A 21,156-nucleotide genomic window follows, 5' to 3' on the forward strand; every position below is an offset into this window, starting at 1 on the left:
TAGGAGGAATATCTCAATGAACAAAAAACTGACAAAAGCATCGTTATTGCTCTTGCTCTGTCTCGTATTTCTAATTAGCGCCTGCAGCTCCAATTCAAGTAGCAATGGCAATGGAGGAAATACGGGCGAGAGCAATACGCCGGCCGCGGACGAAAAGCCAGCCGGCGAACAGGTTACCTTGAATGGCGTATTCCTTGGCGCAACCTGGGGGCAGGCCACACAAGAATTAGCGAAAGAGTATGAGAAGGAAACCGGCGTGAAGGTAAATATCGAGCTTGTCGGCCGCGATGTCATTTATCAGAAGCTGGCTTTATCGATCGCGGGCCAAGCGGACTATGATTTGTTTAACGTCGACTACAACTGGATTCCTGAATTTGCGTCCTCGAACAGCCTTGTTCCGCTGGATGATCTCGTAAAAAAATATAACGTAGATACTTCTGCCTATTTACCAAGAGCGCTCGCTTTAACGCAGTGGAATGGTCAGAATGGCTCCTTCGGCGAAGGCGGCACGCTTTATGGCTTACCGCAAACGATTCATCCGCATCTGCTATGGTATCGTGCTGATTTGTTCAACGATGAGCAAATCAAAGCGGAATTTAAAGCAGCCTATGGCTATGATCTGATTCCGCCGCAAACGATGGCGCAATTCAACGATGCTGCCGAGTTTTTTCATGGCAAGGAGTATGATGGCCAGACTCTCTCCGGTTGGGCAGCGCAAGGCTCCAAGGGCTTTGGCAATGTGCATACTTGGCTAACGTTCCTTTACTCCAACGGCGCGGATGTTATCGACTGGGATAACATGACTTCATCGCTGTCGACGCCTGAAGCTATTGAAGCAACGCAAACCTGGATCGATTTGATGAAATTCTCTCCTGCAGGCATCAATGACTACACCTTTGCTGAGGTGGCATCCGATGCAGCACAAGGGAAGCTTGCGATGGCGATTCACTGGTCTTGGTCCGCATTTGAGGTGGATCAGCCTGAGACTTCGCAAACGGTAGGCGAGTGGGACTTTGTGCAGACGCCGGTTATGAAGGAGTCCATCCCTCACTTGGCTGGCTGGTCCATTGTCATTCCGAAGTCGTCGAAGAAGCAGGATGAAGCCTTTAAATTTATGGCATGGCTGGAAAGCAAGGAAAACGATGTCCGTCAGGCTGAATTAGGCGGAGGCGACCCGGTTCGCACGGAATCCTATTCGGACCCTGCATTGTCGGAGCTGAAGATCGAAGGCACGGATATCAATAAATTCCGCCGTTATGAAGCGCTCCAGGAAGCGATGAAAACGACAAAAGCACGTCCATTCTTCCCGCAGGAAGAGAAGTGGGAAAGCACGGTATCAGAATATTTGAGTGCAGCTCAGCTAGGCCGCTATACGGTTGAAGAAGCTCTGAAGATGGCGGATACTGCTGTCAATGAAATGCTGAAATAAGATTGTTTAGAGATAGAAAGGGGGAGCTTCTTCCCCCTTCATTTTTCATAGGGAGAGTTGGACATGAGAAACCTGAAACTACAGCGAAGCGGCCCTTATCTTGTCATGGCGCCAGGCATGCTCCTTTTACTGCTGTTTGCGATTTATCCTTTTATTTTCTTGCTCACGATCAGCTTTCAGGAATATAGTCCAATTCAAGCGGTTAAGCCTTTTGTAGGCTTGGATAATTATGCGCAGCTTGCTAAGGATCATAATTTTTGGAATGCAGTCAAGGTTACGGGGATATTCGTTATTAGCACGGTGGGCCTGGAATTTGTGATCGGTCTCGCTCTGGCCGTGATTCTGAATCAGTTAAAATGGGGCCAGCGCATTTTTCAATCGATTATTTTGATTCCGATCGCAATGGCGCCAACAGTTGTTGGATTGATGTTCCGTTTTATGATGAACGAGCAGTATGGCGTCTTCAATTACTTCGTGGAATTGCTGGGCTTCTCGAGAACAGCCTGGCTGTCGGATCCGCAGCTGGCACTGCCGGCGCTTATTTTAACCGACGTGTGGCAATGGACGCCGTTCATGATGATTATTTTATTAGCGGGCTTGAAGGGAATACCGGATGAGCCGTATGAAGCGGCGAGCATTGACGGAGCCTCGGCATGGCAATCCTTCCGATACGTTACGATACCGCAGCTTTCCAAAATTATCATTATCGCCTTGCTGCTTCGGACGATCGACGCTTTTCGGATTTACGATACGATCTACATGATGACGAAGGGCGGACCGATCAATGTGACGTCCACGCTGAGCTGGATCGTGTACGATAAAGGCTTTAAATTTTTGGAATTCGGCTATGGCGCTGCGATTAGCGTCGTCATGCTCATTCTTGTCGTAAGTATTCTTATGTTCGTGCTCAGAAAGATAGATTTATTCGATATGGGGGGAAGATCATGAGCGGCTCCAAAAGGAAGTCTTCGCTGACCTGGCAATATATTGTCGTGATTATCGCGATGCTTCTGTTTCTTTTCCCGATTTTGTGGATGTTCCTCACTTCGCTGAAAAATCAGACGGATGCGTTTACGACGATTCCGAAATGGACGTTTCCGGCAACTTTAGACAACTATAAAGCGGTCTTGGTGGAACGGGACTTTCTGCAATATCTATGGAACAGTTTAATCGTTGCAGGGATTTCTACCGTATTTGCGGTTATTTTTGGAAGCGGCATCGCGTATCCGTTTGCAAGATATAAGCTCAAGGGAGCAAAGGATGTGCTCACCTGGATTTTAACGCTGCGGATTATACCGCCTATCGTTACGATCCTGCCGATTTATCTTTTGTTTTCGAAAATCGGTCTGCTTGATTCGTATACAGGATTGATATTGATGTATACGTTTATGAATATACCGCTTACGACCTGGCTACTGTACGGATTTTTTAAAGACGTGCCTGGAGAAATCGAGGAGTCTGCGTTAGTGGACGGCTGTAACAGGTTCACAGCATTTTTCAGAGTCATTTTCCCGATCATCGGACCAGGCTTGATTTCGGCGGGCTTGTTATCTTTTATTTTTGCATGGAATGAGTTTTTGTTCGCCAATATTTTATCGGGTCCAAGCGTACGGACAGCTCCGGTAGGCTTAAATGAATATGCGACTCCGGTAAGCGTGCTCTGGGGGCAAATTGCTGCGGCCGGCACCTTAATTATCGTACCGATCGCGATTATCACGTTAATTCTGCAGCGTAAAATGGTCAGCGGTTTGACGATGGGCGCTGTTAAAGGCTAAGAGGAGGATGAGGATGTTTAAATACAGCGCGACGCAATGGATTTTTGGCAATGAGCCGATGGAAGTAAGCCTGCAGCGATTAAAGAAATACGGATACGACGGCGTTGAGCTGGCGGGCGAGCCGAAGCAAATCGACTCGGAGACTGTCAACTGGCTGCTTGAGCAATATGAGCTGGAATGCACGTCAATATGTGGCATTTATACGCCGGAACGTGACCTTTCCAGCTCGGATGAAGCAATCAGACAGAATGCGGTGCAATATGTCAAGGACTGCGTAGATTTAGCGGTGAATGTAGGGGCCGCTACACTGATCGTTGTACCTTCTCCGGTCGGCAAGAGCAAGCCGGATACGACAATTGAGCAGGAATGGAGCAATGTGGTTCAGAGCTTGAGGGAAGCGGGAGCATATGCGCAAAGCCATCATATTAATTTGGCAATTGAGGCTTTGAACCGGTTCGAAACCTATCTGGTCAATAAGCTGAACGATGCCAAAAAACTCGTGGAGCAAGTCGATTTGCCAAGCGTGAAAATTATGGCTGACCTGTTCCATATGAATATCGAGGAAAGGGATCACAGCGCTGCAATCCGCCATATCGCCCCGTACCTTGCGCATGTCCATATTGCGGACAATACGAGGGAGGCTGCCGGCTTCGGGATGACCGATTTTGAGAAGGTTGTCCGCACGTTGATCGAACTGGACTATAAGGGACCGCTTACGATGGAATTTTTGCCTCCGGTCGCTAATCCTTATTTGGTGGCAAGGAGCGACCGCAGTGAGGCTGGCTCCGTATATGATGAATACACGAGACAATCCATCGAGCACATGAAAAAAATTGTGAGCTCGATATAAACCGGATCGGGCAGGAAAGGTGAATGCAGGATGACAACTAATAAGCTTAGAGTGGGAGTAATCGGCTGCGGCGCGATCGCGCAGCGTCGGCATCTCCCGGAATATTTGGCCAGACATGACGTGGAGATCGTCGCCGTATGCGACTTTAGCGAGGAGCGCGCTAATCAAGTGAAGGAGCAGTTCGGTGCCCAATACGCGATAACGAGTACGGAGCAGCTGCTGGCGTTCGATGAGATTGACGCGGTATCGGTTTGTACGCCCAATCAATTTCACGCTGCCGTATCCATTCAAGCGATGAAAGCGGGAAAGCATGTGCTATGCGAGAAGCCAATGGCGACAACGATTGAGGAAGCAAGGGAAATGGTGAAGGCAGCCGAAGAGAACGGCGTTTATCTTATGGTTGGCCATAACCAGAGGCTGATGCCTGTCCATCAGAAGGCCAAGGAAATGCTGAAGCTTGGCAAATTAGGCAAAGTGCTGACCTTCGCGACGACATTCGGCCATAGCGGACCTGAGAATTGGAGCGTAGACGGCGCGAAAAGCTGGTTTTTTAATAAGGATCAAGCATTCGTAGGTGCGATGGGCGATTTGGGCGTGCACAAAGCGGACTTAATCGCTTGGCTGATCGACGATCCGATCGCTGAGGTATCCGCGTTGGTGGGAACGCTGCATAAGGAAATTCCGATCGACGATAACGCGATTTTCCTATTGAAGACGAGCGGCGGCTCAATCGGCACATTAACGGCCAGCTGGACCTATTATCCGAATGAAGTGAACAGTACGATTCTTTATTGCGAGAGAGGCACGATGAAGATTGGAGCAGACCCGGTATACGGCATCGTCGTTGAATATGCAGACGGGGTGAAGGAGCATATTGAAATCGGTAAAATACAAACAAATAGCGAGGGCGGTCAAACCAATTCTGGCGTCATCGATCATTTTGTAGAAGGCATTCTCTCGGGCGAAGGGCATGAAATTAATGGACTGGAAGGTCTTCGCGCGCTTGAAGTGATCCTGGCAGGCGTAGAAGCGGCTAAGTCCGGTCAAATTCGCAAGGTCAGCCATTAGCCGTTTCAGCATATGGAAATCATAACGTTATTGCGGCGGCAATAACGAGCTTGCTATAAAGCCGAGTGGGAATCAGGCGTTCATGCCGATTTCCGCCCGGCTTTTTTGCTATTTAAGAAATGATGATTTTTGCCGAATGCGGATAACGCGTGTTCCTTTAGACACTTATACCAATTCTACAAAATGATTGATTTATCATTCGACAATGCCGTCTATTACATTTATGATGTGGGTAAAACCGTCAAGTTACTGTACATGCTATAAATGAGATTCATTAAAGTATAAAGGATTAAAAAATAGCACCCATAGGGCTCCGTTTTTATGCGACGACTGAACACTACACATGCATCGATATCTATTCGGCAGGAATCGACCTTAGTAATATCGAAATATCTAGCATGAAAAAGAAGAGATAACTCAAGTAGATTGCTATATAAGTTGTAAAGGCGGAGCAATCATGGCTCCGCTTTTTCTATGAAATAGAGATAATTCTAAGTCACATACGATTTGATACCCAAGGTGCGACGTTAAACGTTCATCCTCATAAAAAAGTTTACTCAAGATTGAACCTTTTAACGCAATCGAGCCAATAGTTTATGTAACACCTGAATGGAGGCCGGCCTTATGAAAAACATGGATTGGAGCTCTTTGCTTATCCGGATGAGCAAAGGGGATGAGGAGGCTTTTCGGACGGTATATGAAGAGACAAGAGATCATGCCTATAGATTGATCTACTATCTCTCTTCCAGCAAGGAAGATGTAGGAGACATTATGAGTGAGGTTTACATTGAATTGCTGAGAAGTGCGGACAAGTACCGGCCGGAGCAGCCTTTTTTTGCATGGTTTAATGGTTTGATTGTTAGGCAAGTGAGGAATTGGAAACGAAGAAACTGGAGGCTCTATCGGATTGTCGAGAAGGTAAAGCTATTAGCCGATCATTCATTTGATAGAAAGGCCGAAGCCAAGCTGTCAGCAGTAGGGGATCAGATAGAGCTTTTACCGATTTTGAGAAAGCTTCCACTTAAAGCAAGGGAAGTCATCGTTCTCAGATACTATCAGGATTGTTCGCTAGAAGAAATCTCGACTTTGTTAGATATTCCGCTAGGCACAGTTAAATCAAGACATCACCACGCCCTGAAGCAATTACGACGTCAGTTTGAAGAAATTCACGGCGGAAAGGAGAAGAAGGATTATGTCTATTGAGCAGCAATTAAGCAAAGCATTCAAGCATAATGAATCTTCCTTGCAATGCCCTCCTTCGCTGGATGCTCAGATACTGGCTGACTATGAGCAGGCGGTGTCGGGAAAAGGGAGAAATGATCATATGAAGAAAAAAGCAGGTTTGCCTAAAATAGCAGTTATTGCGTTGATCGTAGCGGTTTTATGTGGCTTTGCATATGGGAGTAAATTTTTGTTTTCAGATTCTACGAGCTCACTTTCGTATCAATTTTTTTCCGGTGATGCTTTTCATTTAGATTTGGATAAACTTGAAAATACAAGAGCTTCTCTTAGAGAGGTAAAAGCGCAGCTGGAACCTGGAGAAGCAGCTCTTGTTTACTTACCAGGAATTATTAAAGACATGCCTGTATTTGGAGTAGCTAGTCCCCATTACATCTACGATAACGCTCAATGGGAATCGATCTTGGAGGAACGCGGAATTACAGAACAATTACCACAGTCAATGCTTGCTGGGGCATACCAATTCGAAGCGGGTACGCTAAACAATCCATTCTATCCGTATATTGATTACGATCAAGAGAAAATCGTCGAAGAAATGGAAGCCGAGAAGAAATCTAAGAATGAGAATGAAACCATTTGGAGAAAAGCAGAATATACAGCTATGCCATCTGGTATATCGATGTATACTTCGGTCTATCGTAATGTAAGTGGATCGGCGATTAATTATTCTTGGCAGGTATACGATGATTCCGTTGTAAAAATTGATGCATATACTTCACCTGATACGGAATACGAGGAATATAATGTTAACGGCAAAAAGGTGCACTACACCAAAAATAAACAGTCTTTATTAGCTGACAATGGCGTATTGCAAAGTGTAATGTGGATGGCAGACAAGGACGGCAAGACTACGATCTACTCACTTGAATCTGATTCTTTGGATATGACGAAGGAAACACTAATTGAGGCTGTAAGAAGTCTGCCTTAGAAAAAGCTCCGAGATTGGCTCAATAAGGCAAACGAAGGCTGAGCCAGATAGAAATTCATTAATTAAGTTAGGTATGACCGTTTCTCAAAAGCTTAGTGAGAAGCGGTCATTTTTGTAGCGAGATAGGTGTGCTTAATAGCTAATAGCACATGATTTTTGTTATGGATTATAAAAAGCACGTGTTTATGAAGGTTTTCTCTTGCCCACACAAGCACTTCCATCCCTAGAGTTTTATCCTTTTGAGCGGTATATTCCCCCTAGTCCAACACATACTAAAAAAAACCAGCAACTCTATGGAGGAATAGTAATGGGAAATGAACCAATAACCGTGCATGCCATCATCAACGGGAAAAAAGTAAAAACGGATAAAAATGCGCCTCGTGAAAATCCAACTCACCCAGATGAAATTGTCGGCTATGCGCCGCTAAATACGAAGGAAGATACGGTTCGTGCGATTGATGCAGCATATGATGCATTTAAAAGCTGGGCTTGGAGCGACGTCGATGATCGCATTGCCCGCATGCAGCGAGCGATTCAAAAGCTGAAGGACGCAACACCAGAAATAGCTGAGCTCTTATCGAGAGAGCATGGAAAGGCGCTATATGATTCACAAGGCGAAATCGCGATTTCGATCATGTGGATGGAATTTGCCTGCAATCATGTGAAAAACGTCGTAACCCCTCAAGTGAAGGAGCATGACAACGGCAGAACAATTATTACGTATGACCCAATCGGAGTTGTTTCTGCGATTACACCTTGGAACTATCCGATCTCACTGTCGACCATCAAGATTGCGCCTGCGCTATTAACTGGAAATACGATGGTGGTGAAGCCAAGTCCTTTCGCTCCGCTTGCTGTCAGTCATGTCATTGAAAACATTGCGAATGAATTTCCGCCAGGCGTGCTTAATCTTGTCCACGGTGAAGCAGAGGTAGGAATCGAGCTGACGTCTCATCCTAAGATCGCGAAAATTGCCTTTACTGGAGGCACGCAGACCGCGAAAAGCATTATGAAGGCTGCTTCGGAGACGATTAAAAAGATGACGCTGGAGCTGGGCGGAAATGATGCAGCAATCGTGCTTGAAGATTTTGATGTTAATGATGAGCGAGCGTTGAGAAGGATGGTTATCTCGAACTTCTTGACAGCCGGGCAAATTTGCATGATTGCGAAACGTGTGTATGTGCATCGTTCAATCTACGACGCATTTGTAGAAAAGTATATCGAGGCTGCCAACAAGTGGATACGAGTAGGCGATCCATTCCACCCGGATGTGACCGTAGGTCCGGTTAACAATAAAAATCAGGTCAAGTATGTAAAAAGTCTTGTCGAGGATGCAAAAAGCAAGGGAGCTAAAGTGATTCCGCTTGGTACTATAATTAGTCCTGAGTTAATGGATAATGGTTATTTCCTGCAGCCGACATTAGTGCTTGGTGCTGATCCTCATGATCCGATTGTTGTGGAGGAGCAATTTGGCCCAACAGTGCCAATTTTGCCGTTCGATGATGAAGAGCAGGTGATCCAGCTGCATAATGAAAGTATATTCGGGCTAACGAGCTCTGTGTGGGGAGAAGAGGAGCATGCGATCAAGGTTGCCCGTCGGATCGAAGCAGGTACGACGATGATTAATACCGCAGCTGTTCAAGGTCTCGATGTTCGTTTCCCATTTGGAGGTGTGAAGCAGTCCGGCGTCGGAAGAGAGTACGGGGAAGAAGGCTTGAAGTCTTACGTTGAGACCCATGTCATCAATATTCCTAAAACGCTGGAGCTGCCTTATATCCCTGAATAATCGTATAGAAGGCCATAAGTAGGCATTGAAAGCATGTCGCAAGCTCTCCCACTAGCAAAAATAAGCCAAGAGGCATCGGTGATCATAATATCCCGATGCCTCTTGGCTTATTTAAGAGTCGACACGCCACAATTTGAAATCAAGCTCAACAAGAGATTCAGCGTTTGTTAATTGCATCCATATCTAACGTTGTGATACGTGTGGATGAACCGCAAGAATTTAAGACTCAGCTCAGCAAGCTGATCGATGCTAACCGAGCTAATTAGCTTTTTCTCGCTGCCTTCAGCTCCTGAGTAAGAAGTGGGACAACCTCGAACAGATCTCCAACAATACCATAATCGGCAACCTTAAAGATCGGTGCTTCAGGGTCCTTGTTGATTGCTATAATGATACGTGACTGACTCATTCCCGCCAAATGCTGAATAGCGCCGCTTATGCCGCACGCAATATACAGCTCGGGCGTAACGACCTTGCCGGTTTGACCGATTTGCAGCGCGTAATCGCAATAGCCGGCGTCGCAAGCTCCCCGGGATGCCCCTACAGCACCGCTCAGCACCTCTGCCAGCTCCTCCAGCGGCTTAAAGCCTTCCGCGCTTTTTACGCCGCGCCCGCCTGATACAACGACCTTCGCTTCCGCTAGATCCACTTTGCCTGAAGCCTTGCGCACGACCTCCTGAACAATCGTACGCAGCTGTGCAGCAGGAGGATTATAGGCGATCACACTGCCAGACACATCAGCCTCACTTGCTGCGGCAATATTATTCGGGCGAATCGTAACGACATGCGGGCCGCTGCCGACAAAGCGTTTTTGCTCGAATGCCTTTCCTGCATAAAGTGGACGAGTGAACAGAACCTCATCATCTTGTCGCTGGATGCTAATGACGTCTGACAGCTGTCCTGCATCGAGGCTGGCCGCCAGCAGCGGTGCAAGATCGCGACCAATTGCTGTATGTCCAAGCACAATAAATTCTGGTTGAATTTCTGCAATCAGCCCTTGCAACGCATGAGCATAGGCTTCGGCGTTATAAGCCTCAAGCTCTTCTTGCTCGATGGCATAGACGCTGCCCGTAACGAATGCAGACAGCTCTTGCGCAGCTGCTTGAATATCGGAGCCAATGACGGCTGCACAGATGGAGATAGACTCAGATGATCCAGCAATAAGGGTAGCTGCTTGAACGGACTCCAGCGATACTTGGCGAAGCATTCCTTCTCGCGTTTCAGCTATGACCAGATAACTCATCAACCATTCCCCCTTGCAGTTTGAATAATTGAGGAAAGCTCTTTCACTTGCGCAGGTAAATCACCAGCCAATACTTTACCTGCTGAGCGCTGAGCTGGTAGGGAAAGAGAGATCGTTTCAGTACGAGCGGAGAGTGAACGAAGCTCGTCATTGCTTAGCTGCAGATCATCTAGCGTTATCTGCTTGAATGGCTTTTTCTTCGCTTTCATAATGCCAGGAAGGGAAGGGTAGCGAGGTTCATTTAGTCCTTGTTGAGCAGTGAATAGTGCAGGAAGTGTGATGTGAATGGTTTCGGTGTCGCCCTCAGCATCTCGTTGCACGACTGCATCGTTGCCTCTGCATTCCAGCTTCGTAATGGAGCCGACATGGGGCAGATCAAGCAGCTTCGCAAGACGGATAGCGACTTGGCCTCCGCCTGTATCGACTGAGAAATTGCCGCCAAGTATGAGATCGACTGGCTGGGAGCGGAGATAGGCAGCCAAAATATGCGAAATGCTCGCTTCGTCCTGTTGGGTACGCTCATCTGCTATGAGCACCGCCTCGTCAGCTCCCATCGCAAGCGCGGTGCGCAGCGCTTCGCTCGTTCGCTCAGGCCCGACGCCTATTACGACGACGGTGCCGCCGTGCTGATCGCGCTGCAGCAGCGCCTCCTCTACGGCATATTCATCGTATGGATTGATCACATATTTCGCGCCGCTATCGTCAATAGAACCGTCAACGATTACGATCTTCTCTTCGGTGTCAAAGGTTTGCTTAAGCAGTACAACGATGTTCATACTTACAGCCCCTTTCAACGCATATTAGTTCAAGCCTTTTAAGAAGAAGTCCAGCGTACCGTCAACCTGCGCGGATAATGAGTATTTTTGTCCGGAAATAAGCCAGGAGGTAACCACCTCATCCATCGCTCCGAATATAAGAGAGCGGGTTAGCTTCACATCCAGATTGCTGCGAAACTCGCCCGACTGCACGCCTCTCTCTAGAATATGTTCGATTAGCTTAATATATGGTTTAACGGATGCGCCAATTGCTTTGCGAAGCTCAATATTGCTTTGTCTAAGCTCAATTTGTGTGACGTATGCGAGATGAATGTTGCGCTCAAGCTCGCTGTAATGAATATGGCATACGGTTCGAAGGGCATCTGCTGCGCTGTGTGTATCTTGAATGCTTGCGTGGAATTGATCAACGAGTGCGCCAAGACGCTGTTGAAACAGTGAAATGAGGATATCTTCCTTGTTTTTGAAATACAAATAAATCGTTCCGTCTGCTACACCAGCCTCCTTTGCGATTTTTGAAACCTGAGCGCCATGAAAGCCGTTTTCCGCAATTACCTTGAGCGCTGCATTCAAGATCGAATCATATTTCTCTAATTTTCTACTGGTCATCATGTCACCTCGGCTGCACAATTTCAGATAGTGAATGAATACTCATTCAGTTTTTTTCATAATCTTAGGGTAAACCACTCATATTGTCAATTGTTAGCCATAACCTTTTATATACAAGCGCATTGAAATCGCTTACTAACTAGTATTCAGGCTATCTGCATGCGATGCAATAATTTATAGGAAGGGCTGATGAAGAATGATGTGGCAGATTGTGAATTTAGTTTGTTTTCTGACGGCAGTCGGCTACGGCTTATATTTGTTTTACAAGGCTGTCTATCACCGCTATCTGTATGTTTCACTTGGCGCGCCTTCTGATTTCAAGGCATTAAGTAAGGGGCGATGGCAGGAATTTGTCAGTGAGGTTTTCGGTCAGACGAAATTGATGAAGGATAGGAAAAGCGGTGTGATGCATATCGTTATTTTCTATGGGTTCATTATTTTGCAGTTTGGCGCTGTTGATCTGATCTGGAAGGGCTTCAGCAAGGGAGGTCATTTGCCCTTGCCCGCCTATGAATGGTTTGGCCTGCTGCAGGAAATAACCGTTGTTCTGATTTTGCTGGCGATGGGGTATGCCACCTACCGGCGTTACATCGAGAAGCTTCCCAGATTGAAAAGAGGCTGGAAGCCGAGCATTGTTATCTTCTTTATTTATGCATTGATGCTGTCAGTCATCCTTACGTTAAGCTTTGAACGTGTATGGCTGAGCCATGAATTCTCTTGGCTTGCACCGATCTCATCTATGATCGCATTCGTATGTTCTTTCCTCTCTGAAACGGCAGCAGCTGTGTTGTTCTACGTTAGCTGGTGGGCGCATTTGCTCATATTGCTCGCTTTCCTGGTATACGTCCCACAATCCAAGCACTTTCACCTCATTAGCGCACCAATTAATATCTACTTTCGCAAAAAAGAACCTGTTGGCAAGCTGACTAAGCTTGACCTCGAAGATGAAGAAGCAGAAAGCTTTGGCGTTGGCGCGATTGAGCAATTTACGAAAAAGCAAATGTTTGATTTTTATGCTTGCGTCGAATGCGGGCGCTGCACGAATGTATGCCCTGCCTCAGGCACAGGGAAGGCATTGTCTCCGATGCATCTCATTACGAAGCTGCGCGATCATCTAACCGATAAAGGCGCAGCGATTACAAGCAAATCTCCTTATGTGCCAGCGTACTTATTCCAAACAAGCGGTATTCATGCGCTCGCCGAGGAGCGCGAGTCTGATTGGCAATGGACAGAAGAGGCAACGACAAGCATTCATAAGACGATTGCTTGGCAAAAGGAGACGTGGCAAAAGTCTGATAAGCCCGTAACCGAGCTGGAGCTGATCGGAGATGTGATGAGCGAAGAGGAGATATGGGCATGCACAACATGCCGAAACTGTGAGGATCAGTGCCCGGTCGGCAATGAGCATGTTGATAAAATTATCGACCTGCGACGTCATCTTGTACTGATGCAGGGCAGTATGCCGCATGAGGGTCAACGCGCGATGCAGAACATCGAACGTCAAGGCAATCCATGGGGTATAAGCCGTAATGATCGTGACAAATGGACGGGAGATATCGAAGGCTTTACCGTACCTACGGTGAAGGAAAATCATCAGTTCGACTATCTGTTCTTTGTCGGCTCCATGGGCTCCTACGATCTTCGCAGCCGCAAAATATCGAGATCATTTGCGAGATTGCTAGATGCTGCTGGCGTAAGCTTCGCGATCTTAGGGAATGAGGAGAAAAACTCCGGCGATACCCCGCGCAGAATGGGCAATGAAATGCTGTTCCAGCAGCTATGCATGGAGAACATTGCAACGTTCGAGAAATACGGCGTGCGTAAAATTGTAACGGCTTGCCCGCATACGTTCAATACGCTGAAAAATGAGTACCCTGACTTTGGCATGAGCGGCATTGAGGTAGTTCACCACTCGCAATTGCTTGAGCAGCTGCTCCAGGAACGAAGGCTGTTTCCGCAATATGAGGTGAAGGAACGAATTACGTATCATGATTCCTGTTATCTTGGTCGCTACAACGAGGTATATGATCAGCCGCGCAATGTGCTGCGAGCGATTCCAGGCATTGAGCTTGTTGAGCCTGAGCGCACGAGGGAAAATGGGATGTGCTGCGGGGCAGGAGGTGGCATGATGTGGATGGAGGAAACAGCTGGCAAGCGTATTAATGTGGCTCGCACAGAGCAGCTGCTGGAAGCAAAGCCTACGGTGATTAGCAGTGCATGTCCGTATTGCCTGACGATGATTGAGGATGGAACGAAGCTTAAGGAGGTCGAGCAGGACGTTAAGGCAAGAGATATTGCAGAGCTGCTGGAGCAGTCTGTTTTTGGAAGCAAGACAGCGATAGAGTAGCCGTGAAATAAGAGATCGGAGGGGAAATAGCATGACAAAAACGATTCGTAAGGCCGTTGTCATTGGTTCAGGAATTATGGGGTCTGGAATTGCTGCACAGCTTGCTAATGCGGGGATATCCTGCTTACTGCTTGATGTCGTTCCACAGCAGCTGACCGCTGATGAGGAACGGAAGGGGCTTACGCTCGAGGATACGGCAGTCCGCAATCGTCTTGCTGCTGCTGCGATTGGGAAGCTGGGGAAAACGAAGCCTGCGCCTTTATATGATCCTGCCTTTGCCGCGAGAATAACACCGGGCAATATTGAGGATCATCTCTCGTTGATTGGAGAAGCCGATTGGGTTATTGAAGTGGTCGTTGAAAATCTTGCCGTCAAGCAGCAGCTGCTTGCGAAAATCGAGCAGGTCTGGAAGCCGGGCATTATTGTCAGCTCCAATACGTCAGGCATCTCGATCAATGAGATGTCAGCGGGCTGCAGCGAGGCGTTCCGCACGCATTTTCTCGGCACGCACTTCTTCAACCCTCCTCGCTATATGAAACTGCTTGAAATAATTCCGGGAGAGAAGACAGACCCTGCCATCGTTGCACAGATGAAGGAAATCGGTGAGAAGGTGCTTGGCAAAGGAGTCGTGCTTGCGAAGGATACGCCGAATTTTATTGCGAATCGCATCGGCACGTACGGTCTGCTCGTGACGTTAAGGGAAATGACTGCCTCGGGCTTAACGGTTTCTGAGGTTGATGCAATTACGGGGCCCGCTATGGGCAGACCGAAATCAGCGACCTTCCGCACGCTTGATCTTGTAGGCTTGGACACCTTCGTACATGTTGCTGCTAATGTGTATGAGCAGGCTGCAAGCGAGCAGGAGCGCAGCGTATTCGAGACGCCAGCACTGCTGCAAACGATGGTGGAAAAAGGCTGGCTTGGTGAAAAAACGGGGCAAGGCTTCTATCAAAAGCGAAAGACCGAAAAAGGCAGTGAGATCCTTCAGCTCGATCTAGCCACTTTTGACTATATTCCTCAGAAAAAAGCAGCATCGGCATCGCTTGAGGCAGCAAAGCTGGCAAAAGGTGCACGTGCCAAGACGAAGGCGCTGCTCGGAGCAGGCGACCGGTATTCCGACTTTGCATGGAATGTGCTAAAGCATGTGCTCCTTTACGCTGCAGATAAGCTTGGCGAGATTGCCGATTCGATTCAGGAGATCGATGATGCGATGAAGTGGGGCTTTAGCTGGGAGCTTGGTCCTTTCGAGACGTGGGATGCGATTGGTCTCGAGCGCTCCGTTGCCAGGATGGAGCAGGAGGGGCTTGCTGTTCCAGGCTGGGTGAAGGAGTGGATAGCGGCAGGCAATAGCTCATTCTATAAATTAGAAGCGGGCAACATTTATGTTCGCTCCAGCAGCATGAACGGCTATGAGGAGGTTGATTACGGGCCAGAGGTTATCTCATTAAGACAGCTGAAGGAGAGAAATAGGGTTATTCGCAGCAATGCGGGCGCAAGTCTAATTGATTTGGGAGATGGGGTTGCTTGTCTGGAATTCCACTCCCCCAACAATGCCATCGGAGCAGATATTTTGACGATGATCCATCAGAGCGTTGAGGAGGTTCGCAGCAATTATGAGGGCTTGGTCATTGCCAATCAAGGACGCAACTTTTGTGTAGGCGCCAACCTTATGCTTTTGCTAATGGAGGCGCAGGATGAGGAATGGGATGAGGTGAATGACATCATTCAGCTGTTTCAGCAGACGATGCTGAAGCTGAAGCGACTCGAAAAACCAGTCGTTGCTGCACCGCATCGGATGACGCTTGGCGGCGGAGTTGAGGCATGCATGCCAGCCGATCAGGTGATCGCCGCTGCCGAAACGTATTATGGCTTGGTCGAGGTAGGAGTCGGCTTGATTCCAGCAGGTGGCGGCTGTAAGGAATTTGCCCTGCGCACCAGCCAGCAGTATTCCAAGTACCCCGATGTTGAGCTGCAGCCTGTGTTAAATGAGATATTCCGCATGATCGGCACAGCTACCGTTTCAACGAGCGGACATGACGCGAAGCGGCTCGGTTACCTGCAGGCTCACGATAAGGTGATCCTGAATCAGGATCATCTGCTGCACGAAGCGAAGCAATCGGTACTCGGCATGGTGAAGGCTGGTTATGAACCAGCAGTGGAATCGAAAATAAAAGTCGTCGGATCTGAAGGCAAAGCTGTAATGCAGCTTGGCGCCATCGGGATGCATCAAGGCGGCTATATAAGCGAGCATGATCTGTTAATCGCCAACAAGCTCGCTCATGTGCTGGCAGGGGGAGATGTGCCCGCAGGTACGCTGGTGTCTGAGCAATACTTGCTTGATCTGGAGCGGGAGGCCTTCTTGAGTCTATGTGGCGAGCCGAAGACGCAAGCGAGAATGCAGCACATGCTGACCAAGGGCAAAGCGCTGCGCAATTAGAACGAGGGGAGTGATACTAAATGAGAGAGGCAGTAATCGTATCAATGGCGAGAACAGCTGTTGGCAAAGCCAAAAAGGGCAGTCTTGTTCAGACGAGAGCCGATGATTTGGGGAAGGTTGTACTCGAGGCGGTAATTGAGCGCGCGCTAGGTCTGCAGAAGGAGGATGTTGAAGATATCATCATAGGCTGTGCGATGCCAGAGGGAGAGCAAGGGCTTAATTTTGCCCGCATTATGAGCTTGTACGCAGGATTTCCAGTGACGGTTCCTGCGCTTACGATCAATCGCTTTTGCTCCTCTGGGCTGCAGTCGATCGCATTTGCAGCAGAACGGATTATTCTTGGTCATGCAGACGTCATCATTGCTGGCGGAGTGGAGAGCATGAGTCATGTGCCAATGACGGGCTTCAAGGTGTCCCCGAATCCTAAAATCGTTGAGCAAATGCCCGAGGTGTACATCGGCATGGGGCATACGGCAGAAGAGGTAGCTGCTCGCTTCGGCATAAGTCGTGAGGATCAGGACCGATTCGCTGCACGTTCTCATGAACGAGCGGCTAGAGCGATATCAGAAGGAAAGTTTAAGGAGGAGATCGTACCATTCGAGGCGGAGCTTATTGAGCTGAATGAGAAGGAAAGAGTGCGCAAGAAGCGCTTTGTTTTCGACACGGATGAAGGAGTTCGACCTGATACAACAGTAGAAGGCTTAGCGAAGCTGAAGCCCTCGTTCAAGCTGGGAGGCAGCGTAACGGCGGGCAATGCCTCGCAAATGAGTGATGGAGCCGCAGCGGTTGTCGTGATGAGCCGCGAAAAAGCAGATGCGCTTGGCTTAAAGCCGCTTGCCACCTTCAGATCGTTTGCCTTGTCTGGCGTAGAGCCTGAAATTATGGGAGTAGGACCAGTTAAAGCGATCCCTAAGGCGCTGCAAATGGCTGAGATTACACAGGATCAGGTGCAATTATTCGAGATTAATGAAGCCTTTGCCTCACAGTGCGTGCACATTATTCGCGAGCTGGAGCTTGATGAGGAGAAGGTCAACGTCAATGGCGGCGCGATTGCCCTAGGTCATCCGCTTGGCTGTACGGGCACGAAGCTGACGACCAGCTTAATCAGTGAATTGAAGCGTCAGGGAGGCGGCTATGGTGTCGTGTCGATGTGTATCGGTGGAGGAATGGGAGCAGCAGGTGTATTTGAGGTGCATGCATAAGTTCGCTATTTGCACCATGATCATGATGAGCACTCAACTAGGAAGCTTGGAATCTATGAACAAGGAGAGATGAGCATGAGTACAGGTTCGAAGAAAATTGCAGGCGGCAGTTTTATTCTTGACGAAACCGACTTCAATCAAGTCGTCACACCCGAGGACTTTACAGAGGAGCATCGCATGATCGCCGAGACGACGGAGCAATTTTTGCAGGGAGCAGTGCTGCCGCGTGATGAGGAGATCGAGAAGCTAAATTACGAGCTGACTGTCGATCTGATTCGTCAGGCTGGCGAGCTTGGACTGCTTGGTGCTGAGGTGCCAGAAGCATATGGCGGGCTAGGGCTTGATAAGCTCAGCTCGACGCTGATTAGCGAGCGATTCACGAAGGCTTCGGCATTTGCGTTATCTGTCGGTGCGCATGTCGGGATCGGCACGCTGCCGATCGTATACTTCGGGACCGAGGAGCAAAAGCAAAAATACCTTCCAGCCCTGGCAACGGGTGAGAAGATAGCAGCCTATTGCTTGACGGAGCCATCCTCTGGCTCAGATGCCTTGGGAGCGAAAACAACAGCGATTCTTTCTGAGGATGGCACCCATTATGTGCTGAATGGCACGAAGCAATTTATTACGAATGCCGGCTTTGCGGATCTGTTTATCGTCTATGCGAAGGTGGACGGAAAAGAGATGAGCACCTTTATCGTGGAGCGTACGATGGAGGGAGTCAGCATCGGTCCAGAGGAGAAAAAAATGGGGATTAAAGGCTCCTCCACCTGCCCGCTTATTTTGGAGGATGTGAAGGTTCCTGTTGATCATTTGCTATGGGAGGTTGGCAAGGGTCATCTCATTGCCTTCAACATATTGAATATCGGTCGCTTCAAGCTGGCGGCAGGCTGCTTGGGCGGTGCCAAGGATACAATTGAGCTGGCGGCAAAGTATGCCAACGAACGTACACAGTTTGGGCGGGCGATATCGTCCTTCCCGCTAATTGGTCAGAAGCTGGCTGACATGACGATTAAAACCTACGCGCTGGAGAGCATGGTTTATCGCACGGCAGGGCTATTCGACGTCGGGCTTGCGGAGGTCGATTATGATAGCGAGAAGGTAGGCTACTTATCTGCCAAAGCAATTGCAGAATATCAGCTGGAATGCTCCATCAATAAAGTGTTTGGCTCAGAGGTGCTGGATGAGGTTGTCGACGAAGGGGTGCAAATTCACGGCGGCTACGGCTTTATTCAAGAATATCGCGTTGAGCGCAACTACCGCGATGCGAGGATCAATCGCATTTTCGAAGGGACGAATGAAATCAATCGTTTGCTTATCCCAGGCACGCTGATCAAGCGAGGCTTGAAGGGGGAGCTGCCGCTGCTGGAGCGTGCGCAGGCGCTGCAGGAGGAGCTGATGAACCCGATCCCGCCTGTGCAGTTCGATCACGTTCTTGAGCAGGAAACTCACCTCATTGCGATGGCGAAAAAAATCTTTCTGATGTGTGGAGCACAGGCTGTACAGAACTATCAGCTTAAGCTCGAGGAGGAGCAGGAAGTGCTAAGTCATTTGGCTGATATGATGATTTCTGTATTCGCGATGGAAAGCGCGCTGCTGCGTACGAAAAAACGGATCGCAAAGCTTGGCGAGGCGAAAAATGAGCTTGCGATTCAAGCGACAGTCATATTTGTGCATGATGAATTTGAGAAGATTGATCAGTGGGCAAAAGAGGTGCTAGCACATATGGCGGCAGGGGATGTGCTACGCACGCAGCTTTCGATACTGAAAAAGCTGACGCGCAAAACAGCTGTCGATCGTATTGGATTAAAGCGCAAAATTGCAGCCAGCGTTATTGCGGCAGAAAAATATGTGATCTAAACAAGCAGCTCCTTATCTCTGAAGCGTTCATGAGATAAGGAGCTGTTTTTTATTGCGAATGTATGCTTCTACCATGAGGATGGAACATGTGCGTTAAGCGGCTCGACTAGGTTATGACTTGCCTTTTCGAGTAAGCTGAGCGAGCGTATCCCACTGCTCGTCGGTTACATCCAGCAGCTCATTGAACTCTCCTGCACCCTGTAGCCATTCGCCGCCATCGATCGTAATGACCTCGCCATTGATGTAGGAGGCATAATCCGAGATGACATACGCAGCCAAGTGGGCTAGCTCACTTGGGTTTCCGACACGTCCAAGCGGGACACGCTTTACCATTCTCTCTTCCAGCTCGGGTATCGGAGATAGGCGGGACGAGGCTCCTTCCGTTGGAAAAGGGCCTGGCGCGATTGCGACCTGACGAATGCCGTATCGCGCCCATTCGACAGCAAGAGAGCGAGTTAATGCCAGCACGCCAGCCTTAGCTGCAGCTGATGGAACGACAAAGGCAGAGCCTGCCCCGGATGAGGCATAATTGGTAACGATGTTCAGCATAACCCCGCCTTGACCTTGCTCAATCCAGCGCTTCCCGATTTCGAGTGTCGTATAAAACGTGCCGTGCAGCACGATATCGAGCACGGCATCTATAGCACGAGGAGATAGTCGCTCTGTAGGACTGATGAAATTTCCCGCAGCATTGTTGACGACAACATCAATCCGTCCAAAGTGCGTCATCACAGCATCAACCATGCTCTGGATCTGGGCTGGATCACGTACATCACAGCCTTTGTAGAACACCTGTCTTGATTCGGTGCTCATCTCCTGAGCGGCCTGCCTTAGCACATCTTCACGCCTGCTGGCAATAGCAAGCTTAGCGCCTAGCGATAGGAAGAACTCTCCCATTGCGCGGCCCAAGCCAGTTGCACCGCCTGTAATAAGCACAACTTTATTCTGCAGCAAATCAGCTGAGAATGGATGCATCAGCTCGCCTCCCATATGGAAAATTTTTTGTTTGTTACTAGTATAGTAGGCTAAGTAGTCTGAAATTCACGAGAAAAATTAATCGAGATGAAAAAGGCAGAGGATTACTAGTCGGCTTTAGAAGAGAGGTTATGATAGGGCACGAACGCAGGGGTAGAATGGGGAATTGCTTAGTGAATAGGATAAGGTTCCGAGGGCTTGAATAATGGGAGAAATAGCTGGATAATAGGAGAAGTAGCCCTGCGCATTAGACGAACAAGCTGCAGCAGGACACGATGTACAACGGAGGTAACGATGAACACTAGATATCGAATTACGCGCAATCCGGCCGGGGAGCAGCCTGAGCTTCAGCTTACTCTCGAAGAGTGCAAGGCTCTATTCGAGCAGCAGCCTGATTTTGTTTACCAGGAAGAATATAAAGTACGAAATGCCGAAACGGTCATGACGATAAAAGGCGATTTTTTCATGTGGCAGGTTGGCGGAGCAGAAGTGCCATTTCGCTACTATGACGGTGATCTCTATGTTGCTGTTTCACATGAGATCATTTATGAGAAAATGACTGAGCTGGCACAAGCGCTTGAAGCTCAATTTGTCGAAGGATAGCTGAATATTCAATTAAGGTCAAACAGGACTGAAAGATG

17 protein-coding genes are annotated in these 21,156 nt (G+C 48.5%); 13 read left to right on the forward strand and 4 right to left on the reverse strand.

Annotated features, from left to right (window positions below; translation table 11 throughout):
- Positions 1-16: 16 nt before the first annotated feature.
- From ACFP56_RS13690 to ACFP56_RS13725, 8 genes are all read left to right on the forward strand, one after another.
- Positions 17-1,429 carry an ABC transporter substrate-binding protein gene (locus ACFP56_RS13690; RefSeq protein WP_379235386.1) on the forward strand — a complete coding sequence of 471 codons (1,413 nt, stop codon included), beginning with the start codon at positions 17-19 and terminating at the stop codon, positions 1,427-1,429.
- Positions 1,430-1,492: 63 nt separating this feature from the next.
- A complete protein-coding gene (locus ACFP56_RS13695) occupies positions 1,493-2,377 on the forward strand; it encodes a carbohydrate ABC transporter permease (protein ID WP_379235388.1) in 885 nt (294 codons plus the stop codon).
- Entirely contained in the window at positions 2,374-3,204 is an 831-nt protein-coding gene (locus ACFP56_RS13700; RefSeq protein ID WP_379235390.1) for a carbohydrate ABC transporter permease, read from the forward strand. Before ACFP56_RS13695 ends, ACFP56_RS13700 begins: the two co-directional genes overlap by 4 nt.
- A 13-nt stretch (positions 3,205-3,217) precedes the next feature.
- On the forward strand, positions 3,218-4,054 hold the full coding sequence (locus tag ACFP56_RS13705; protein ID WP_379235392.1) for a TIM barrel protein: 837 nt from the start codon (positions 3,218-3,220) through the stop codon (positions 4,052-4,054).
- A 30-nt stretch (positions 4,055-4,084) separates the two neighbouring features.
- A complete protein-coding gene (locus ACFP56_RS13710; RefSeq protein WP_379235394.1) occupies positions 4,085-5,122 on the forward strand; it encodes a Gfo/Idh/MocA family protein in 1,038 nt (345 codons plus the stop codon).
- Positions 5,123-5,746: 624 nt separating this feature from the next.
- Entirely contained in the window at positions 5,747-6,325 is a 579-nt protein-coding gene (locus tag ACFP56_RS13715; RefSeq protein WP_379235396.1) for a sigma-70 family RNA polymerase sigma factor, read from the forward strand.
- Positions 6,315-7,289 carry a hypothetical protein gene (locus ACFP56_RS13720; protein WP_379235398.1) on the forward strand — a complete coding sequence of 325 codons (975 nt, stop codon included), beginning with the start codon at positions 6,315-6,317 and terminating at the stop codon, positions 7,287-7,289. Before ACFP56_RS13715 ends, ACFP56_RS13720 begins: the two co-directional genes overlap by 11 nt.
- A gap of 307 nt (positions 7,290-7,596) precedes the next feature.
- Positions 7,597-9,075, forward strand: coding sequence for an aldehyde dehydrogenase family protein (locus ACFP56_RS13725; protein ID WP_379235400.1), 1,479 nt, complete (start codon positions 7,597-7,599; stop codon positions 9,073-9,075).
- Between the two features lie 262 nt (positions 9,076-9,337).
- Here ACFP56_RS13725 and ACFP56_RS13730 read toward each other — a convergent pair whose 3' ends face one another.
- Genes ACFP56_RS13730 through ACFP56_RS13740 form a run of 3 tightly spaced genes read right to left on the reverse strand, consistent with a single transcriptional unit; the run spans position 9,338 to position 11,697 of the window.
- Positions 9,338-10,315 (reverse strand): electron transfer flavoprotein subunit alpha/FixB family protein, encoded by a 978-nt coding sequence (locus tag ACFP56_RS13730; protein ID WP_379235402.1) that lies wholly within the window; start codon positions 10,313-10,315, stop codon positions 9,338-9,340.
- Positions 10,315-11,091, reverse strand: coding sequence for an electron transfer flavoprotein subunit beta/FixA family protein (locus ACFP56_RS13735; RefSeq protein ID WP_379235404.1), 777 nt, complete (start codon positions 11,089-11,091; stop codon positions 10,315-10,317). Before ACFP56_RS13735 ends, ACFP56_RS13730 begins: the two co-directional genes overlap by 1 nt.
- A 24-nt stretch (positions 11,092-11,115) precedes the next feature.
- Positions 11,116-11,697: a TetR/AcrR family transcriptional regulator gene (locus ACFP56_RS13740; protein WP_379235406.1), complete on the reverse strand. Its 582-nt coding sequence runs from the start codon at positions 11,695-11,697 to the stop codon at positions 11,116-11,118.
- Positions 11,698-11,893: 196 nt separating this feature from the next.
- Here ACFP56_RS13740 and ACFP56_RS13745 point away from each other — a divergent pair, with 196 nt between their 5' ends.
- The 4 genes from ACFP56_RS13745 (at position 11,894) to ACFP56_RS13760 (ending at position 19,540) form a co-directional block, all read left to right on the forward strand.
- Positions 11,894-14,044, forward strand: a complete 2,151-nt coding sequence (locus ACFP56_RS13745) for a heterodisulfide reductase-related iron-sulfur binding cluster (RefSeq protein ID WP_379235408.1) — start codon at positions 11,894-11,896, stop codon at positions 14,042-14,044.
- A 31-nt stretch (positions 14,045-14,075) separates the two neighbouring features.
- A complete protein-coding gene (locus tag ACFP56_RS13750; RefSeq protein ID WP_379235410.1) occupies positions 14,076-16,481 on the forward strand; it encodes a 3-hydroxyacyl-CoA dehydrogenase/enoyl-CoA hydratase family protein in 2,406 nt (801 codons plus the stop codon).
- Between the two features lie 20 nt (positions 16,482-16,501).
- Positions 16,502-17,683: an acetyl-CoA C-acyltransferase gene (locus tag ACFP56_RS13755; RefSeq protein WP_379235412.1), complete on the forward strand. Its 1,182-nt coding sequence runs from the start codon at positions 16,502-16,504 to the stop codon at positions 17,681-17,683.
- A 75-nt stretch (positions 17,684-17,758) separates the two neighbouring features.
- The gene (locus ACFP56_RS13760) at positions 17,759-19,540 is read left to right on the forward strand and encodes an acyl-CoA dehydrogenase family protein (RefSeq protein WP_379235414.1); all 1,782 of its coding nucleotides are present in this window, start codon (positions 17,759-17,761) and stop codon (positions 19,538-19,540) included.
- A 111-nt stretch (positions 19,541-19,651) separates the two neighbouring features.
- Here ACFP56_RS13760 and ACFP56_RS13765 read toward each other — a convergent pair whose 3' ends face one another.
- The gene (locus tag ACFP56_RS13765) at positions 19,652-20,515 is read right to left on the reverse strand and encodes an SDR family oxidoreductase (protein WP_379235416.1); all 864 of its coding nucleotides are present in this window, start codon (positions 20,513-20,515) and stop codon (positions 19,652-19,654) included.
- A gap of 294 nt (positions 20,516-20,809) precedes the next feature.
- Here ACFP56_RS13765 and ACFP56_RS13770 point away from each other — a divergent pair, with 294 nt between their 5' ends.
- A complete protein-coding gene (locus ACFP56_RS13770; RefSeq protein WP_379235418.1) occupies positions 20,810-21,118 on the forward strand; it encodes a hypothetical protein in 309 nt (102 codons plus the stop codon).
- Positions 21,119-21,156 lie beyond the last annotated feature (38 nt).

It is taken from the genome of Paenibacillus septentrionalis (assembly GCF_042659865.1).
GTDB classification, from domain to species: Bacteria; Bacillota; Bacilli; order Paenibacillales; family Paenibacillaceae; genus Pristimantibacillus; species Pristimantibacillus septentrionalis.

Coding starts and splice junctions, on each gene's coding strand:
- ACFP56_RS13720 (WP_379235398.1), top strand. CDS start 6,315: ATGTCTATTGAGCAGCAATTAAGCAAAGCATTCAAGCATAATGAATCT.
- ACFP56_RS13765 (WP_379235416.1), bottom strand. CDS start 20,515: ATGCATCCATTCTCAGCTGATTTGCTGCAGAATAAAGTTGTGCTTATT.
- ACFP56_RS13745 (WP_379235408.1), top strand. CDS start 11,894: ATGATGTGGCAGATTGTGAATTTAGTTTGTTTTCTGACGGCAGTCGGC.
- ACFP56_RS13750 (WP_379235410.1), top strand. CDS start 14,076: ATGACAAAAACGATTCGTAAGGCCGTTGTCATTGGTTCAGGAATTATG.
- ACFP56_RS13735 (WP_379235404.1), bottom strand. CDS start 11,091: ATGAACATCGTTGTACTGCTTAAGCAAACCTTTGACACCGAAGAGAAG.
- ACFP56_RS13700 (WP_379235390.1), top strand. CDS start 2,374: ATGAGCGGCTCCAAAAGGAAGTCTTCGCTGACCTGGCAATATATTGTC.
- ACFP56_RS13760 (WP_379235414.1), top strand. CDS start 17,759: ATGAGTACAGGTTCGAAGAAAATTGCAGGCGGCAGTTTTATTCTTGAC.
- ACFP56_RS13715 (WP_379235396.1), top strand. CDS start 5,747: ATGAAAAACATGGATTGGAGCTCTTTGCTTATCCGGATGAGCAAAGGG.
- ACFP56_RS13740 (WP_379235406.1), bottom strand. CDS start 11,697: ATGACCAGTAGAAAATTAGAGAAATATGATTCGATCTTGAATGCAGCG.
- ACFP56_RS13730 (WP_379235402.1), bottom strand. CDS start 10,315: ATGAGTTATCTGGTCATAGCTGAAACGCGAGAAGGAATGCTTCGCCAA.
- ACFP56_RS13755 (WP_379235412.1), top strand. CDS start 16,502: ATGAGAGAGGCAGTAATCGTATCAATGGCGAGAACAGCTGTTGGCAAA.
- ACFP56_RS13690 (WP_379235386.1), top strand. CDS start 17: ATGAACAAAAAACTGACAAAAGCATCGTTATTGCTCTTGCTCTGTCTC.
- ACFP56_RS13770 (WP_379235418.1), top strand. CDS start 20,810: ATGAACACTAGATATCGAATTACGCGCAATCCGGCCGGGGAGCAGCCT.
- ACFP56_RS13710 (WP_379235394.1), top strand. CDS start 4,085: ATGACAACTAATAAGCTTAGAGTGGGAGTAATCGGCTGCGGCGCGATC.
- ACFP56_RS13725 (WP_379235400.1), top strand. CDS start 7,597: ATGGGAAATGAACCAATAACCGTGCATGCCATCATCAACGGGAAAAAA.
- ACFP56_RS13695 (WP_379235388.1), top strand. CDS start 1,493: ATGAGAAACCTGAAACTACAGCGAAGCGGCCCTTATCTTGTCATGGCG.
- ACFP56_RS13705 (WP_379235392.1), top strand. CDS start 3,218: ATGTTTAAATACAGCGCGACGCAATGGATTTTTGGCAATGAGCCGATG.